The sequence below is a fragment of the Phenylobacterium montanum genome (genome assembly GCF_018135625.1).
GTDB lineage: Bacteria > Pseudomonadota > Alphaproteobacteria > Caulobacterales > Caulobacteraceae > Poindextera > Poindextera montana.
Window position 1 is genome coordinate 3,012,562 of the sequence record NZ_CP073078.1, and the last position, 16,728, is coordinate 3,029,289.

A 16,728-nucleotide genomic window follows, 5' to 3' on the forward strand; every position below is an offset into this window, starting at 1 on the left:
GTGGCCATGACCCTGCTGCCCAAATCCCGCAAGGCGCGCCGCCGGCTGGCGGCGGTGGCCGTGGCCGCCCCGATCCTGGCCGGCGCCGCGGGCCTGGCCCTCTACGCCATGGGCGATTCGGTCTCGCTGTTCTATTCGCCTTCCCAGGCTCAGCACGCCCACGTCCCCGCCGGTCGGGCCATCGACCTCGGCGGGCTGGTGGCCAAGGGCAGCGTGGTCAAGAAGACTGACGGCACGGTCGAATTCGCCATCGCCGACCACGCCGCCGTCAGCCGGGTAGTCTATCGCGGCGACCTGCCGGACCTGTTCCGCGAAGGCCAGGGTGTGGTGACCAAGGGCGCGTACCGCTCCGACGGTGTGTTCGCCGCCACCGAGGTCCTGGCCAAGCACGACGAGAAATACATGCCCAAGGAGGTCACCCGGGCCCTGAAGGCCTCGGGCGAGTGGCGCGGCGACGGCGGGCCGCAGACTCAGGCGGCCATGCAAGCCGCGGGCGGCCAATGAACGCGGAGTTCGGCTCTTTCGCCCTGGTCCTGGCCCTGGCCCTGTCCCTGGCCCAGGTGGCGCTGTCGGTCGCCGGGCGGATGCGCGGCTCGGCCGCCCTGACCGGCGCCGGCGAGGGTGCGGCGGGCGGCGCCTTCGCGGCCACGGCCTTCGCCTTCGGCTGCCTGATGATCGCCTTCGTCACCTCCGACTTCTCGGTGGCCAACGTGGCGGCCAATTCGCATACGGCCAAGCCGCTCTTGTACAAGATCAGCGGCGTGTGGGGCAGCCACGAGGGCTCGATGCTGCTGTGGGACCTGGCCCTGACCGGCTTCGGCGCCTGCATCGCCCTCGGCGGCGACAGCCTGCCGCCGCGGCTGAAGGCGACCACGGTGGCGGTCCAGGGGAGCCTGGGCCTGCTGTTCATCGGCTACACGGTGTTCGCCTCCAACCCGCTGTTGCGCGTGGCCTTCCCGCCGGTGGAGGGCAATTCGCTGAACCCCATCCTGCAGGACCCGTTCCTGGCCATCCACCCGCCCTTCCTCTATTCCGGCTATGTGGGCCTGTCGGTGGTGTTCTCCCTGGCTGTGGCCGGGCTGATCGAAGGCCATATCGGCGCGGCCTGGGCGCGCTGGGTGCGGCCCTGGACCCTGGGCGCCTGGAGCCTTCTGACCATCGGCATCATGCTGGGCTCGTTCTGGGCCTATTACGAGCTGGGCTGGGGCGGCTGGTGGTTCTGGGACCCGGTGGAGAACGCCAGCTTCATGCCCTGGCTGGCGGCCACGGCCCTGCTGCACTCGGCCGTGGTCACCGAGAAGCGCGGTTCGCTGGCCGCCTGGACCATCTTCCTGGCGCTCCTGGCCTTCACCTTCTCCATGCTGGGCGCCTTCCTGGTGCGCTCGGGCATCCTGACCTCGGTGCACGCCTTCGCCGTCGACCCCAAGCGCGGCACGCTGCTCCTGATCATCCTCGGCCTCGCCGCAGGCTCCGGCTTCGCCCTGTTCGCCTGGCGCGCCCCGGCGCTCGCCCCCGGCGGCCTGTTCGCCCCGATCAGCCGCGAAGGCGCCCTGGTGCTGAACAACCTGTTCATCGCGATCTCGGCGTTCGCGGTGCTCTATGGCACGCTCTATCCGCTGATCGTTCAGGCCCTGAACGGAAGTGCGATCTCGGTTGGGCCGCCCTGGTTCAACATCGTATTCGGTGGAATCATGTCGGGGGCGATCCTCATCCTCCCGATCGGTCCGCTCCTGGCTTGGAAGCGCGGCGACCTCGCCGGAGCGCTGCAGCGCTTGTGGATCGCCGCGGCGCTGGCGGTTGGCGCCGGCGTGCTGGTTACTGTGCTCAGCGCTCGCCTGTCGTGGCTGCCTATCGTCGGCGTGACCGTGGGCGCCTGGCTGATCTTCGGCGCCCTGGCCGAGCTGGCCGAGCGCATGCGCCTGGGCCGCGCCGGCCCGGCCGAGGCCTTCCGCCGGCTGTGCAACCTGCCCCGCGGCGCCTTCGGCATGACCCTGGCCCATATCGGCGTCGGGGTGTTCATCCTGGGCGCCGCCTACGAGACCACCTACCGCGTCGAGGCCGCCGCCGTGCTCGCGCCGGGCGACCACCTGAAGGTCGGCGCCTACGACCTGGCCCTGAATTCCGTCGGCGACGCCGAGGGCAAGAACTACCTGGCCCAGCGCGGCTCGCTCACGGTCACCCGCGCCGGCCAGCCGATCTGTCAGGCCGCCCCCGAGCGACGGCTCTACGCCCCCGGCCGCCAGTCGACCTCCAAGGTGGCCCTGTGCGAGCACAAGCTGGGCGACGTCTATATCGTGCTCGGCGAGCAGCGACCCGGCCCGCACGGCGGACTCGGCTGGCTCGTGCGCGCATACTGGAACCCCTGGGCGCGGCTGATCTTCGGCGGGCCGCTGCTCATGGCTATCGGCGGGGCGGTGTCCCTGTCCGACCGCCGCCTCAGGATCGCCGCTCCCCGCCGCGCCGCCCAGGTCGCGGAGGCGCGCGCGTGAGGCCAATAAAATTCCGCTCATCCCGGCGAATGCCGGGACCCAGATCGTAAGGCGCTGGTGGAACTTGTTAGAGCGCATCCATAACGAGGTCATAGGCCAGAGCCATAGGATCTGGGTCCCGGCATTCGCCGGGATGAGCGGTTTTGTGAGCCGTATCAAGAGATTGAAATCCGGAAGCGTGGTGGCCCTCGCCGCCCTGGCCATGGTCGCCGCGGCCGCCGACCCGGCCGAGCGGCTGCAGAACCCCTCCCAGGAGGCCCATGCCCGCGCCCTGTTCCAGCAGGTGCGCTGCGTGGTCTGCCAGAACGAGTCGATCGACGATTCCGAGGCCGATGTGGCCCGCGACCTCAGGCGCGCGATCCGCGAGCAGGTGGCCAGCGGCGCCTCCGACGACCAGATCCGCGCCTACCTCGTGGCCCGTTACGGCGAGTTCGTACTCCTGAAGCCGCGCCTCAGCCTCGGCAACAGCCTGCTCTGGCTGGCGCCCTTCGCCCTGGTTCTGGCCGGGCTCGGCGTCTTCGCCTGGCGCGCGCGAAATGCGCCCGCCGCGCCGGCGGACGAGCTGACGCCGGAAGAAGAAGCGCGGCTGCGCAGGCTTCAGGGCCGGTAAGGGGCGACGCCACGCTTGCGCCATGTTTCTATCTCGGAAATAGACGCGGGTGGCGGCGCATTTCGCCCCACGCCCATTGGCGGACGCCCCCGCCGCCCCTAGTTTGAGGACGACCGCGCCCGGCGCTTCCGGCGGGCGTTGACAAGGACCAAGGATCACATGGCTTCGAAGAAGACCGGCATCATCATCGGCGTCGCCGCTGCGGGGGTCGCCGCTGCAGCCCTGGCGGGGGCCGGCGTACGCTGGTCGCCGCATTTCGGCGCCGGCGACAGCCACTTTCTGCCGCTAACGCGCATCTCCACCGGCACCATCTTCTCGCCGCCGCCGGGCGCGCCCCTGTCGTTCGCCGACATCTTCGAGAAGGTCTCGCCAGCGGTGGTGCAGATCAACGTCACCTCGCATATCGACCCGCGGGCCGCCGGTCGGCTGGGTCCGGGCCTGCCGTTCAATTTCGGCCCGCCCGACAACGGCGGCGGAGATGACGACAACAACAATGGCGACGACAACAACGGCAATGGCGGCCAGGGCGGAAACGGCCAGGGCGGCAAGGGCGCCACGCCCAAGGGGCTGAAGGCCCAGTCGGCCGGCTCGGGCTTCTTCATCTCGGCCGACGGCTACATCACCACCAACAACCACGTGGTCGAGAACGCCGAGGACATCGAGGTCACCCTGAAGGACGGCCGCAAGCTGCCGGCCAAGATCATCGGCCGCGACGAGGCCACCGACCTGGCGGTGATCAAGGTCGAGGGCCAAGGCTTCCCGTTCGTCGACTTCGAGAACTCGGCCAAGCCGCGGGTCGGCGACTGGGTGCTGGCGGTCGGCAATCCGTTCGGCCTGGGCGGCACGGCCACGGCCGGCATCGTCTCGGCCTATGGCCGCGACCTGGGCGACAGCTTCGTCGACTTCATCCAGATCGACGCCCCGATCAACCGGGGCAATTCGGGCGGCCCGACCTTCGACATCTACGGCCGCGTGATCGGGGTCAATTCGGCGATCTTCTCGCCGTCGGGCGGCTCGGTCGGCATCGGTTTCGCCATCCCGGCGGACGTGGCCGACCAGATCACCACTCAGCTGATCAAGGGCGGCAAGATCAGCCGCGGCTACCTGGGCGCGACGATCCAGAACGTCACCCCCGAGATCGCCGACAGCATGGGCATGCCCGGCCAGAAGGGCGCCCTGGTCGCCGAGCTCGCCAATGGCGGCCCGGCGCAGAAGGCCGGCATCCAGCAGGGCGACGTGATCGTCGAGCTGAACGGCCACGCGGTCGGCGGCAACACCGAGCTGACCCGCCTGGTGGGCCAGACGAAGACGGGCGACACTATGCACCTTAAGGTGCTGCGCGGCGGCAAGGCCTTGAACTTCGACGTCAAGTCGGGCCTGCGCCCGTCCGAAGCCCAGCTGGCCCAGTCGCAGAATGGCGGCTCGGACAACAATGGCGGGCCGGAGACGCCGGAGAGCAAGACGCCCACGGTGCTGGGCCTGACCCTCTCGCCGCTGGACGAGCAGACCCGCAGCCGTCTCGGCCTGCCCGCCGAGGTGCGCGGGGCTCTGGTCACCGCGGTGAAGAACAATTCCGACGCCGCGGAAAAGGGCCTGCATTCGGGCGACCTGATCGTCCACGCCGGCGACCGGGCGATCAGCGGCCCGGCCGACGTGGTCGCCGCCGCCGCCCAGGCCAAGAAGGAGGGCCGCCCCTCGATCCTGGTCGGCGTGCGCCGCGAGGGCCGCACCCTGTTCCTGCCGCTCAAGATCGGCGAGAAATAGGGCGGCGAATCGCGGGAGCGGGATGGGGAAAGGTGCGAAGCGGTTTTCCGCCTACATTCCGCTCTAAACTGTTCAGAGAGGGAGGCGTCGGCCTTGCGGATCCTGATCGTTGAGGATGACGCCGAAGCCGGCGCCGCCATGGCCCGTGGCCTGCGCGAGGCCGGCTCGGACGTGGTGCACGCGCCGGACGGCGTCGAGGGGCTGAAGGTCGCCGAGGCCGGCGGCTTCGACGTGCTGGTGGTCGACCGCATGATGCCGAACATGGACGGCCTGACCATGGTCGAGACCCTGCGCCGGCACGGCGACCAGACCCCGGTGCTTTTCCTCTCCGCCCTGGGTGAGATTGAGGACCGGGTGACGGGCCTGAGGGCAGGGGGCGACGACTATCTGGTCAAGCCCTACGCCTTCGCCGAGTTGATCGCCCGGGTCGAGGCCCTGTCGCGTCGGCGCGAGACCGGCGCCGTGGCCACCACCTTGCGCGTCGGCGACCTGGAGATGGACCTGATCGGCCGCGTGGTGCGCCGCGACGGCAAGGAGATCGACCTGCAGCCGCGCGAATTCCAGCTGCTGGAATTCCTCATGCGCCACGCCGGCCAGTCGGTGACCCGGACCATGCTGCTGGAAAAGGTCTGGGAATACCACTTCGACCCACAGACCAACGTCATCGACGTGCACATCTCGCGCCTGCGCTCCAAGATCGACAAGGGCTTCGACCGGGCCATGCTGCAGACCGTGCGCGGCGCGGGCTACAGATTGGAAGCTTGAGGCGCGGGCCATGGGCCTGCCGGCCACATTCCGCACCAACACCTTCCGGCTCACCCTGCTGATCCTGGCCCTGTTCGCCACCGCGGGCGCGGCCTTCCTGGGCTATGTCTACTTCATGACCGCCGGCGAGATCAGCCGGCTGGCGGACATGTCCATCACCAAGGAAGTCGCCACACTCGACGCCATCTACCAGAAGGGCGGCGCCGAGGCGGTGCGGGGGGCGATGATCGAGCGCACCTCGATCGACCAACCCTTCCTCTACCTGCTGCTGGACCCGTCCGGGCGGCGCATCTGGGGCACCATCCCCGACGTGCCGGTCGGGCAGTCGGACGAGCGCAACATCGTCTGGACGCACTTCAAGGTCGCCGAGGCCCGGCCCGACGGCAGCCACGAGACGCGCCCCGCCCGCGGCGAGCGCCAGAGGCTTGCGGGCGGCGAGATCATGTTCGTCGGCGCCGACATCGGCGACACCGCGGCCTATGTGAACAAGATCGTCCGCGCCATCTGGGGCGGCGGAGTCCTGGTCGTGCTGCTGGGCCTGGGCGGCGGCATACTGATCAGCCGCAATGTCAGCCGCTCGATCGGCGGGCTGAACGCGGTGATCGGGGCGGTCAAGGGCGGCGACATGCGCGCCCGCGTGGCCCTCACCGGCGCCGGCGACGAGTTCGAAGAGCTGGGCTCGGGCCTCAACGACATGCTGGACCGGTTGGAGCACTCCATCGGCAGCCTGCGCCACGCCGGCGACGCCATCGCCCACGACCTGCGCTCGCCCCTGACCCGGCTTCGCACCCGGCTGGAAGTGGCCATGCTGGAGGTCGAGGCCGGAAAGAGCGATCCCCAGGCCGCCCTGGTCCAGGCGCTGGAGGACGCCGACGGGGTGCTGCGCACCTTCACCGCGGTGCTCTCCATCTCGCGCCTGCAGGCGGCGGGCTCTGCGCCCGACCAGGTCGCCTTCGATCCCGGCCAGCTGGCCGCCGACGTGGCCGAGCTCTACGAGCCGGTCTGCGAGGACCAGGGGCTGGAGTTCAGCTCCGAGATCGCCGGCGGCCTGGGGGTCAAGGCCAATCGCGAGTTCCTCTCCCAGGCCCTGGCCAACCTCCTGGACAACGCCATCAAGTACACCCCCGCGGGCGGCGCAGTCATGCTGCGCGTACGCAAGCGCTCCTCCGGAGAGGTCGAGTTCTCGGTCACCGACACCGGCCCCGGCGTGCCGGAAGATCAGCGCGAGCGGGTGGTGCAGCGCTTCGTGCGGCTGGAGAACAGCCGCAACCGACCAGGGGCAGGCCTCGGCCTGCCCCTGGTCGCCGCTGTCGCCGAGGCCCATGGCGGCCGGCTGGAGCTGGACGAAGGCCCCGGCAAGGTCGGCGCGATGGGGCCTGGCCTTCGGGTGGCGCTGGTGCTGCCGAGGGTGGGTTAGGGGCGATGCAGCCCCTCGCCGACCAGCTCCAACCCTGCGGACCCGTGCTCGACCCCGCAGCGGCCGAGCGGGCGCTGGAGGTCCTGAGCGCCGCCGCCGAACGCGACGGCTGGAGCGGCCGCCTCGCCCAGGCCGTCCCGGCCCTGGCGCCGGTGTTCGCCGCCTCGCCCTATCTCGCCGGCCTGGCGCGCGGCCGCCCGGCCATGCTGGCCCAGATCCTGGCCGATCCGCCCGACCAGCGCCTGGAAGCGATCCTGGCCGAGCCCCAGCGCCTGGAAACCGCGCCCACGGAGAGCGACGACGTTTCCCGCCGTCTGCGCGAACTCAAGGCCGAGACCCACCTCTTGACCGCCCTGGCCGACCTGTCCGGCGTCTGGGACCTGGACGCCGTCACCGCCGCCCTGACCCGCTTCGCCGACGCCGCCCTGCGGTGCGCCCTGGCCGAGGCGGCGCGGGCCGAGATCGCGCGCGGCCGCCTCTTGCCGCCGTCCGACCCAGCCCGCGGGCCGATCCCCGGCCTCTTCTGCATCGCCATGGGCAAGTACGGGGCCTTCGAGCTCAACTATTCCAGCGACATCGACTTTTCGGTGTTCTTCGACCCGGCCGCCCTGCCCCTGGGCCAGGGCGTCGAGCCGCAGGCCGAAGCCAATCGCCTGACCCAGGCGGTGGCCGAACTGCTGCAGGCCCGCACCCACCACGGCTACGTCTTTCGCGTCGACCTGCGCCTGCGGCCCGATCCCTCCTCGACCCCGATCGCCGCCCCAGTCGCCGCCGCCTTGGACTATTACGAGAGCGTCGGCCAGAACTGGGAGCGCTGCGCCTACATCAAGGCCCGCGTCGCCGCCGGCGACCTCAGGGCTGGCGAGGCGTTCCTGAGGGACCTCCTGCCCTTCGTCTGGCGGCGCAACCTCGACTTCGCCGCCATCGCCGACATCCACTCGATCAAGCGCCAGATCCACGTGCACAAGGTCGACGAACGCATGACCGCCAAAGGCGCGGACCTCAAGCTCGGCCATGGCGGTATCCGCGAGATAGAGTTCTACGCCCAGACCCAGCAGCTGATCCTGGGCGGCCGCGACCCGCGCCTGCGCTCGCCCCGCACCCAGGAAGCCCTGGCCGCCCTGGCCGAGGCCGGCCATGTCGAGCCCCGGACCGCCGCAGAGCTGTCCGAGGCCTATGACCGCCTGCGCGCCCTAGAGCACCGCGCCCAGATGGTCGGCGATCACCAGACCCACAAGCTGCCCGAGAGCGACGCCGAACGGCGGCGCATCGCCGCCCTGGCCGGCGAAGGGGACCTGCGCCGCTTCGACGCCGGGGTCGGTCGCCTGCTGCGCGCGGTCAACGCCCGCTATGGCGAACTGTTCGCCGACGACGAGGACCTGTCCTCCCGCTTCGGCAGCCTGGTCTTCACCGGGGTCGAGGACGACCCGGAAACGCTGAAGACCCTGCACCGCATGGGCTTCTCCGAGCCCGCGAAGGTCGCCGCCACGATCCGCGCCTGGCACCACGGCCGCATCAGCGCCACCCGCACCGAACGCGGCCGCGAACTGTTCACCCGCCTGGCCCCGCGCCTGCTGGAAGCCGCCCAGGCCACCGGCGCGGCCGACGCCGCCTTCGCCCGCTTCGCCGAGTTCTTCGCCGGCCTGTCCAGCGGCGTGCAGGTCCAGTCCCTGTTCCTGGCCCAGCCCAAGCTGTTCGAGCTGGTGGTCGAGGTGATGGCCATCGCCCCGCGCCTGGCGACGATCCTCGCCCGCCGGCCGGTGGCGCTGGACGCCCTGATGGATCCCAACTTCTTCCAACCCATCGACCCTGGCGAGCACCGGGCGGCGCTGGCGGCGGCCATGGCCCGGCTGGGTCCTGGCTTCGAGGCGGCGATGGACGCCGCCCGCCAGGTGCATCGCGAACAGGCCTTCCGCATCGGCGTGCAGGTGATGAGCGGCGCGGCCCACGCCACCGAGGCCGGGGCCGCCTTCGCCGATCTCGCCGACGCCTGCATCCAGGCCCTCGCCCCCGCGGCCCTGGCCGAGACCCACCGGATGGGCGGCGACTTCCCCGGCGAGGTGGCGGTGGTGGCCCTGGGCCGCTGCGGCTCGCGCGAGATGAACGCCGGCTCCGACCTCGACCTGATGACCGTCTATCGCGCCGAAGACCCTGCGGCGATGTCGACCCTGAAGAGCTGGGGCGCCGAGACCGTCTATGCCCGCTTCACCCAGCGGCTGATCGCAGCCCTGTCATCGCCCACGGCCGAGGGGACCCTCTATCAGGTCGACATGCGCCTGCGCCCCTCGGGAACCGCGGGGCCGGTGGCGGTGAGCCTGAGGGCCTTGATCGACTACTATGCCGGTGAGGCCGAGACCTGGGAATTTCTGGCCCTGACCCGGGCGCGGGTCGCCTGGGCCTCCAGCCCGGCCTTCGCCGAAACCGTCGCCGCCGCCCTGGACCAGGCCCTGCGCCGCCCGCGCGAGCCGGCCAGGACCGCGGCCGAAGTCCTCGACATGCGCGCCCTGATGGCCCGCGAACGGCCGGACAAGGGTTTCTGGGACCTGAAGCTGTCGCCGGGCGGCCTGGTGGACATCGAATTCGCCGCCCAATACCTGCAGATCGTCCATGCCGGCGAAAGCGGCCCCCTGCGGCCCCACACCGGCGAGGCCCTGACCGCCCTGGCGGCGGCCGGGATCGGCGAGGCCGAGGCGCTGGCGGCCCTCGGCGAGGCATGGAGCCTGCAGCAGGACCTGTCCCAGGTCCTGAAGGTTGCCCTGGAAGACCAGATCGACCCCAGCCACGAACCGAAGGCCCTGCGCCGCCTCCTGGCCCGCGCCGGCGGCGTGCGCGACTTCCCGGCCCTGGTCCGGCGGCTGAAGGCGGCGAAGCTGAAGGCGCGGACGGCGTTCGAGGCCGTGGTGAGGTGACTATCGCCGGCGCCAGCCCCCTCCACCGCTTCGCGGTCCCCCTCCCCCGATGGGGGAGGAATGTTGGCGGCACGGTGGGCGATCAATTCCTCCCCCACTGGGGGAGGGGGACCATGCGAAGCATGGTGGAGGGGGTCCGCAACCGCCGCCATCGGCAGCAGAGTGCCCCCTAAGCCACCTGCGCCGCCGGCGCCAGCACGCCGGTCTGATGCACCGGCAGCACCACGGTGACAGTGGTGCCCTCGCCCGGCTTGCTCCGGATCTCCAGGTCGCCGCCGTGCAGCTCGATCAGCGACTTGGTCAGGGCCAGGCCCAGGCCGGTGCCCTGCTGGGTCTTGGAGAGCTGGCTCTCGATCTGCTCGAACGGCTTGGCCAGGCGCGCCAGGTCCTCTTCGGAAATGCCGATGCCGGTGTCGGTGATGCTGATGCGCAGCCGGTCGCCGGTGATGTCGCGGCGGCGCTCGCCGCTCACCGTGACCCGGCCGCCATGAGGCGTGAACTTCAGGGCGTTGGACAGGAGGTTCAGCAGCACCTGCTTGATCGCCCGGTAGTCGGCTTCGAACTCGGGCAGCTCGGGCAGGTCGACGATCAGGTTCAGGCCCGTGGATTCGGCGCGGTTCCTCACCAGCCGCACGCAGTCCTCGACCACGTCCTCAAGGTTCAAAGGCTCGAAGCTCAGGTTCATCTTGCCGGCCTCGATCTTCGACATGTCGAGGATGTCGTTGATCAGGGCCAAAAGGTGCTGGCCGGAATTGAGAATGTCGCCGCAATACTCCTTGTACCGACGATCGCCCAGGGGCCCGAACATCTCGCCGACCATGATCTCGGAAAAGCCGTTGATGGCGTTCAGCGGGGTCCTCAGCTCGTGGCTCATATTGGCCAGGAACTCGCTCTTGGCCCGGTTGGCGCCCTCGGCCCGGATCTTTTCCGCCTCGTACTTGCGGGCCAGCTCGGCCAGCTGGATCTGGCTGTGCTCCAGGTTCTCGACCGCCTCTTCCAACTGCTCCTGGTTCAGCCGGCGGGCCTCTTCCTGCAGCTTGATGGCGGTGATGTCGGCGGCGGTCATCACCATGCCGCCTTCGGCCGTGCGCCGTTCGGAGATCTGCAGCCAGCGCCCGTCGTCCATCTGCGCCTCGCGCACCCCGGCGCCGGCGTCGAGGGCGGCGTGCTCCTGCTTCACCGCCAGGCGCATGAACTTGCGCACCGCGTCATAGGTGGCGCCGGGCTTGGTCAGCTTGGCTTCCAGCGAGAAGAAGGCGCGGAAATTCTTGTTGCACATCAGAAGCCGCCCGTGCCGGTCCCACAGCACGAAGGCCTCGGAGACGCTGTTGATGGCGTCGCGCAGGCGAACCTCGGCGGCCTGGGCGCGGGCCTGGGTGACCCGCTCTTCGGTCACGTCCAGCATCACCCCTAGGATGCGGCGATAGCCGCCCTTGCCGGCCTCGCCCGAGGTCTGGCCGCGGGCGTCGATCCAGACGGCGTTGCGCCCGGCCAGCAGCACGCGGAAGGAAACGTCGAAGGCGCCATAGGCCCTGGCCGATTCCAGGCTCTGGCGCACCCGGTCGCGGTGGTCGGGGGCGACCCGCTCCAGGATCTCGGCGCCCGCCACCATGCCCGCCCCGCCCCAGCCCAGCATGGTGGCGGTGATGTCGGACATGAACACCTTGTCTTCGTCCAGGTCCCACTCCCAGATGCCGCAACGGGCCGCCTCCACCGCCACGCGGAAGCGCTTTTCGGCCTCGGCATGGGCCTTCTGCGCGCTCTCGCCCTTGCGTATCTGCAGGAACACCAGAAGCGCCAGACCGCAGCCAATGCCCAACGGCGCCAGCAGCGAGAACAACTGGATCAGCCGGTCGGGGGCCAGGGCGCCTGCAGCGGCCTTGCCGGGCGTCGCGGCCACGGCCACCAGAGCGCCGTCGGCCACCGGCTGGCCGGCGACCATCACCTGGCCGCCATCCGGCAGCACCCCGGCGGCCGGGGTCGCCGAGACCTGGTCCGTATGCAGGGCGTCCTTCAGGCTCAGGCTGTCGGCGACCCCGCCGCGCCCTTCGGCCGTCAGGACCGCGCCCTCGGGCGTGGCGATCAGGAGCGCCGAGGCCGGGTCGCTCTGCGGCAGGGCGCCGGTCAGGTCCAGCACGGCGACCAGGAACACGCGCCCGTCAGCCAGGGTCACGCTGCGGGCGGCGTAGGTGTGGCCGCCGGCGCCGCGGCCGATCTGGCCGACCCACAGGCTGCGGCCCGAGGCGGCGGCCGCGCGCGCGGCCCTCGTCCAGTCGCCCTGCACGTCGCCGCTGACCGCGCGCACGCCATCGTCGCCGACCACGGCCACGGCGCGGACGGCCGGCTTAGCGGCGCCGAGAGCGGCCTCGGCCGCGTCCATCGGCGCGGTCGGCAGCCGCGCCAGCAGCGTTCCGGCGGCCGAAAGCGCCGCGTCGGTGCGCGCCACCACCGCCTCGGTGCGGGCGGCCAGGCCGGCCGACAGCACGGCCGGTCCCGCAGCCCTGGCCTCGGCGCTGTCGGCGCCCGACCGCTCCAGCCGCGCGACTCCCACCACGGTATAGATGGCCAGCAGGAACAGGGCCGACAGCACGAAGATGCGGAAATGGGTGGCGGTCAGGGCCTTGGGCGCAGCCGCGCGCGAGGCCGCAGCCGCGTCCGTCCGGACGCGCGTGCGTTCCCGCCGGCCCTGATGGGCGCCGATCGCGGCCTGTCGCCCCGCCAATACGCTCTACTTCCCTTCGCGAGTCAGTTAACGGCGAGCTTAGACGCGACCGGTGAATCGTGTCACCAGACCGAATCGTCTCAGATAGCCGATTTCCCTGTGCGGAGAAGGGTTAGCGCCGGCGAGCCGAAGCCGCTGTCCTCGGGCCGTCAGCCGGAGCAGACTGGCCCGCACGGATCGAAGGGCGAGCAGCGGCGATGACGGCCTATCTGGTGCTGGACTTCTCCATCAACGACCTCCGGGGCTTCCTGCCCTATGTCGAGGCCATTCCGGCGTTCATCGAAAAGCACGGCGGCCGATACATCGTCCGCGGCGCCGAGCCGACCGTCATGGAGGGCGACTGGGCCCCCGAACGGCTGGTCATCCTCGAATTTCCCGCCCGCGAAAACGCCGAGGCCTTCCTGAACGATCCCGACGCGCAGAGCCTGTTCAGCCTGCGCCATCGGACGACCAACAGTCGGTTGGTGCTGGTCGAGGGGTGTGATTGAGCCCAGAGTTGCCGCTTATGCTTCGGTCATACTGGAAGTCCCTAGAACTTTTCCAACTCGTGGAGCCAAGCTTCGATCGTCCCAGTGAAGAGATTGTAGTCAAGTTCGAAGATTGCGAGTGATGCGGCTAGTGCATTCAGCGCATGCGTCCGCGGCGCGAGCGTTTTGTCCTCGAAGCGGCCAAAGTAGGTGATGAACTTCTCTGTATCAGTGCGCGAGAAGAGATGCGTGACACCACCCCAATTGGGGTGGGCGAACTCGCTAAGATGCTCGTAAGCTTTGGTGACGGGGCCGAACCTCTTGTCCAGGTGCTTTAGCAGGGTGAGCACATTGAACGCCTGGGGAAAATCCGGCTGGTCAGACTTCCAGCCTAGTAGCATCTTCGAGAGGAACTCATTGAGTTGGTGCTCCGACATAGCCGCCCGCTCGAACACGACTTGAGCCAAGCGAGCCATTAGGGCGGTGCACTCGACCACGCCACGGGTTAGCAAAATTGCTGCCGCTAGGTCGCCGCGCTGGAACATTTCATAGGCTCCGCGGCCGAGTTCCTCTGTCGGCCAGGTCAAAGCCTCGCGGACCGCCAGCGCTTTGTAAGGTGCTTTCGAGCGAACGCCGAGCGCAACGACATCAACACTGTGTGGGAGACTTGCAGCCAAGTTTGCGAGGCTCTGGCCTACCTCAACTTCCAGGTCGATGTCCTCGGGATTCACGGGCCTTTCCCCCTGGCGCAGTTGATCGCATCAGCAATATCGCCAGCCTCGACCCGCCCCCTACCCTTCCAGCGCCCGGCTCGCCAGTTCGAAGACGTTCTTCGACAGCCCCTCGGTGGCCACGATCCGCTCCAGCTGGGCGCGCATCAGCGCCCCGAGTTCCGGCCTGTAGCGGCGCCAGCCGCCCAGGGGCTCGACCAGGCGCGCGGCGGTCATCGGATTGAAGCCGTCCACGGCCAGGATCTGGTCGGCCAGGAACCTGTAGCCGTCGCCGGAGGGGTCATGGAACCGGGCCGGATTGCCGGCGGCGAAAGTTCCCACCAGGGCGCGGAACCGGTTGGGGTTCTTGGCGTCGAAGTCGGGATGGGTCGTCAGCCCGAGGACCCGGCCCAGCGCGTCTTCCGAGGGGCTGCGCGCCTGGACCGCGAACCACTTGTCGATCACCAACGGCTCGGCCTTCCAGCGTTCGTAGAAGGCGGTCAAGGCCTGCTCGAACGGCTCGCCGCCCATCAGCATCAGGGCTGCGAGCCCGCCCATGGCGTCGGTCATGTTGCCGGCGGCCTGGAAGTGGCCCACGGCCCGATCGACATTGATCGCCCGCGGATCGGCGGCCAGAAGCTCCAGCGCTGCGTTGCGCAAGGCTCGCCGGCCGGCCGCCTCAGCGCTGGCCGAGAACTCGCCGGCCTCCTGCAGCCCGCCGTGCAGCCGGCGCAGCTGGTCGCCCAGGTGGATGGCCAGGCGGGCGCGCAAGCTCTCGCGCGCCTCGCGGATCGCCGCCGGGTCGGCGGGGGCGGAGATCACCGCCAGGTCGCTCTCGCTGGGCAGGCTGAGCAACAGGGCCTTGAACGCCGGCTCGGCGGCCTGGTCGTTCAGCGCCCGGCCCATGGCTTCGGCGAAGCGCTCCTCGCCCACCTCGTCCGGCTCGCCGGCGGCCCGGGCCAGGATCAGGTCGCGGGCCAGGTCCTGGCCGGCCTCCCATCGGTTGAACAGGTCCGGGTCGGCGGCCAGCTGCACATAGCGGTGCTTGGCCGGGGCGGCGCTGACCACGCGCACGGGGGCGGAAAAGCCGCGCAGGACCGAGACCGCCGGCTCGCTGGCCACGCCCTCGAATCTCAGGGTCTGCCTGGCCTGGTCCAGCACCACCACCGCTTCCGTCGCCGGCGCCAGGGTCCCTTCCTGGCGGAACGACAGCACCTCGCCGTCCAGGTCCAGGAGCCCCAGGGCCACCGGCAGCGGCAGGGGTTGCTTGTCCGGCTGGCCGGGGGTGGGCGCCGTGGCCTGGCTCAGGGTCAGCTCCAGCGCCTTGGCCTCGGCGTCATAGGCCGCGTCCACCTCCAGCTTGGGCGTGCCGGCCTGCTCGTACCAGGCGAAAAAGGCGCTCAGGTCCTTCCCCGACACATCCGCAAAACACTGGATGAAGGCCTCGACCGTGGTCGCATGGCCGTCCCAGCGCTCGAAATAGAGGTCCATCCCCTTGCGGAACATCTCCGCGCCCAGGATGGTTTTCAGCATACGGATCACCTCCGCGCCCTTCTCGTAGATGGTCGCGGTGTAGAAGTTGTCGATCTTCAGATAGCTCGACGGCCGCACCTGGTGCGCCAGCGGCCCCGCGTCCTCGGGGAACTGGCGCGCGCGCAGGGCCTTGACGTCCTTGATCCGCTGCACCACCGCCCCGCGCATGTCGCCGGAGAAGCTCTGGTCACGGAACACCGTCAGGCCTTCCTTCAGGCACAGCTGGAACCAGTCGCGGCAGGTGATGCGGTTGCCGGTCCAGTTGTGGAAATATTCGTGCGCCACCACCCCTTCGATGCGCTCGTAGTCGAAGTCGGTGGCGGTCTCCGGATCGGCCAGCAAGAGCGAGGAGTTGAACACGTTCAACCCCTTGTTCTCCATCGCCCCGAAATTGAAGTCGCGCACGGCGACGATCATGAACAGGTCCAGGTCGTATTCCCGGCCGAAGGTCTCCTCGTCCCACTTCATCGACCGCTTCAGCGAGTCCATGGCGTAGAGGGCGCGCTGGGCCATGCCGGGGTCGACATAGATACGCAGCTCGACCTGGCGCCCGCTCATGGTGACGAAGCTGTCGGCCAGCTCGTCCAGTTCCCCGGCCACCAGGGCGAACAGGTAGCAGGGCTTGGGGAACGGGTCGGTCCAGATGGCGAAATGGCGCCCGCCGGCCAGCGCCCCGCTCTGGGTCAGGTTGCCGTTGGACAAGAGGCGCGGGAACGCCGCCTGGTCGGCCTCGATGCGCACGGTGTAGCGGGCCAGAACGTCCGGCCGGTCGGGGAACCAGGTGATCTTGCGAAAACCCTCGGCCTCGCACTGGGAACAGAAGCGCCCGCCGGACATGTAGAGCCCTTCCAGGGCCTTGTTGCCCTCGGGGTCGATCTCGACCTCGGTCTCGAGCACGAAGGCGTCGGGGACGCTGGCGATGGTCAGGTCCTCGGGCGTGATGGCGTAGGCGTCCTCAGCCAACGGTCGCCCGTCGATCGCCACCGAGACCGGCTTCAGCCGCACCCCGTCCAGGCGCAGGGGCTCGGCGTGCTCGCCGTTGCGCCTGAGGGTCAGCCGCGAGCGGACGCGGGTGGCGTTCGGCTCCAGCTGGAAGTCGAGATGAACCTCATCGACCAGGAAGGCCGGCGGGCGATAGTCGGACAGCCGGATCGGCTGGGGGGTCTCGGTGCGCATGGACGGCATTTAGCCACGGGAATGCGGCGGCGCCAGCAGGCAGGTTAAGGGGGAGCGCTGGATCGTTCTTGCCGTTTGCGGTCGCGATCGGCCCGCGCCGGATCTAGCTTCCGCGTCGCGCCCGCCGCGAATCGGTCCAGCGTCGATTGGCCCACACCGGATTTCG

At 69.9% G+C, this 16,728-nt stretch carries 11 protein-coding genes; 8 read left to right on the forward strand and 3 right to left on the reverse strand.

The window, feature by feature from the left end:
- Positions 1 to 6: 6 nt before the first annotated feature.
- From ccmE to KCG34_RS13495, 7 genes are all read left to right on the forward strand, one after another.
- Positions 7 to 504: a cytochrome c maturation protein CcmE gene (gene ccmE / locus KCG34_RS13465; protein ID WP_211936161.1), complete on the forward strand. Its 498-nt coding sequence runs from the start codon at positions 7 to 9 to the stop codon at positions 502 to 504.
- A complete protein-coding gene (locus KCG34_RS13470) occupies positions 501 to 2,489 on the forward strand; it encodes a heme lyase CcmF/NrfE family subunit (protein WP_211936162.1) in 1,989 nt (662 codons plus the stop codon). Before ccmE ends, KCG34_RS13470 begins: the two co-directional genes overlap by 4 nt.
- 145 nt (positions 2,490 to 2,634) lie before the next feature.
- Entirely contained in the window at positions 2,635 to 3,099 is a 465-nt protein-coding gene (locus KCG34_RS13475; protein ID WP_367575998.1) for a cytochrome c-type biogenesis protein, read from the forward strand.
- Between the two features lie 159 nt (positions 3,100 to 3,258).
- Complete coding sequence (locus KCG34_RS13480) at positions 3,259 to 4,863, forward strand: Do family serine endopeptidase (protein WP_211936164.1); 1,605 nt, start codon at positions 3,259 to 3,261, stop codon at positions 4,861 to 4,863.
- A gap of 93 nt (positions 4,864 to 4,956) precedes the next feature.
- Positions 4,957 to 5,628 carry a response regulator transcription factor gene (locus KCG34_RS13485; RefSeq protein WP_211936165.1) on the forward strand — a complete coding sequence of 224 codons (672 nt, stop codon included), beginning with the start codon at positions 4,957 to 4,959 and terminating at the stop codon, positions 5,626 to 5,628.
- A gap of 10 nt (positions 5,629 to 5,638) precedes the next feature.
- Positions 5,639 to 7,045 carry a sensor histidine kinase gene (locus tag KCG34_RS13490; RefSeq protein ID WP_211936166.1) on the forward strand — a complete coding sequence of 469 codons (1,407 nt, stop codon included), beginning with the start codon at positions 5,639 to 5,641 and terminating at the stop codon, positions 7,043 to 7,045.
- A gap of 5 nt (positions 7,046 to 7,050) precedes the next feature.
- Positions 7,051 to 9,954, forward strand: a complete 2,904-nt coding sequence (locus tag KCG34_RS13495; protein WP_211936167.1) for a bifunctional [glutamine synthetase] adenylyltransferase/[glutamine synthetase]-adenylyl-L-tyrosine phosphorylase — start codon at positions 7,051 to 7,053, stop codon at positions 9,952 to 9,954.
- Positions 9,955 to 10,123: 169 nt separating this feature from the next.
- Here the strand turns inward: KCG34_RS13495 and KCG34_RS13500 are convergent, their stop codons facing one another.
- A complete protein-coding gene (locus tag KCG34_RS13500) occupies positions 10,124 to 12,676 on the reverse strand; it encodes a sensor histidine kinase (RefSeq protein ID WP_249138025.1) in 2,553 nt (850 codons plus the stop codon).
- Positions 12,677 to 12,873: 197 nt separating this feature from the next.
- On the opposite strand from KCG34_RS13500, the gene KCG34_RS13505 reads away from it, so the two are divergent.
- On the forward strand, positions 12,874 to 13,164 hold the full coding sequence (locus KCG34_RS13505; RefSeq protein ID WP_211936168.1) for a DUF1330 domain-containing protein: 291 nt from the start codon (positions 12,874 to 12,876) through the stop codon (positions 13,162 to 13,164).
- Between the two features lie 41 nt (positions 13,165 to 13,205).
- Here KCG34_RS13505 and KCG34_RS13510 read toward each other — a convergent pair whose 3' ends face one another.
- Together KCG34_RS13510 and pepN are read right to left on the reverse strand one after the other, a co-directional pair.
- The gene (locus tag KCG34_RS13510; protein WP_211936169.1) at positions 13,206 to 13,874 is read right to left on the reverse strand and encodes a hypothetical protein; all 669 of its coding nucleotides are present in this window, start codon (positions 13,872 to 13,874) and stop codon (positions 13,206 to 13,208) included.
- Between the two features lie 60 nt (positions 13,875 to 13,934).
- The gene (gene pepN / locus KCG34_RS13515; protein ID WP_211936170.1) at positions 13,935 to 16,562 is read right to left on the reverse strand and encodes an aminopeptidase N; all 2,628 of its coding nucleotides are present in this window, start codon (positions 16,560 to 16,562) and stop codon (positions 13,935 to 13,937) included.
- Between the last annotated feature and the right edge of the window lie 166 nt (positions 16,563 to 16,728).

Coding starts and splice junctions, on each gene's coding strand:
- ccmE (WP_211936161.1), top strand. CDS start 7: ATGACCCTGCTGCCCAAATCCCGCAAGGCGCGCCGCCGGCTGGCGGCG.
- KCG34_RS13470 (WP_211936162.1), top strand. CDS start 501: ATGAACGCGGAGTTCGGCTCTTTCGCCCTGGTCCTGGCCCTGGCCCTG.
- KCG34_RS13480 (WP_211936164.1), top strand. CDS start 3,259: ATGGCTTCGAAGAAGACCGGCATCATCATCGGCGTCGCCGCTGCGGGG.
- KCG34_RS13490 (WP_211936166.1), top strand. CDS start 5,639: ATGGGCCTGCCGGCCACATTCCGCACCAACACCTTCCGGCTCACCCTG.
- KCG34_RS13495 (WP_211936167.1), top strand. CDS start 7,051: ATGCAGCCCCTCGCCGACCAGCTCCAACCCTGCGGACCCGTGCTCGAC.
- KCG34_RS13505 (WP_211936168.1), top strand. CDS start 12,874: ATGACGGCCTATCTGGTGCTGGACTTCTCCATCAACGACCTCCGGGGC.
- pepN (WP_211936170.1), bottom strand. CDS start 16,562: ATGCGCACCGAGACCCCCCAGCCGATCCGGCTGTCCGACTATCGCCCG.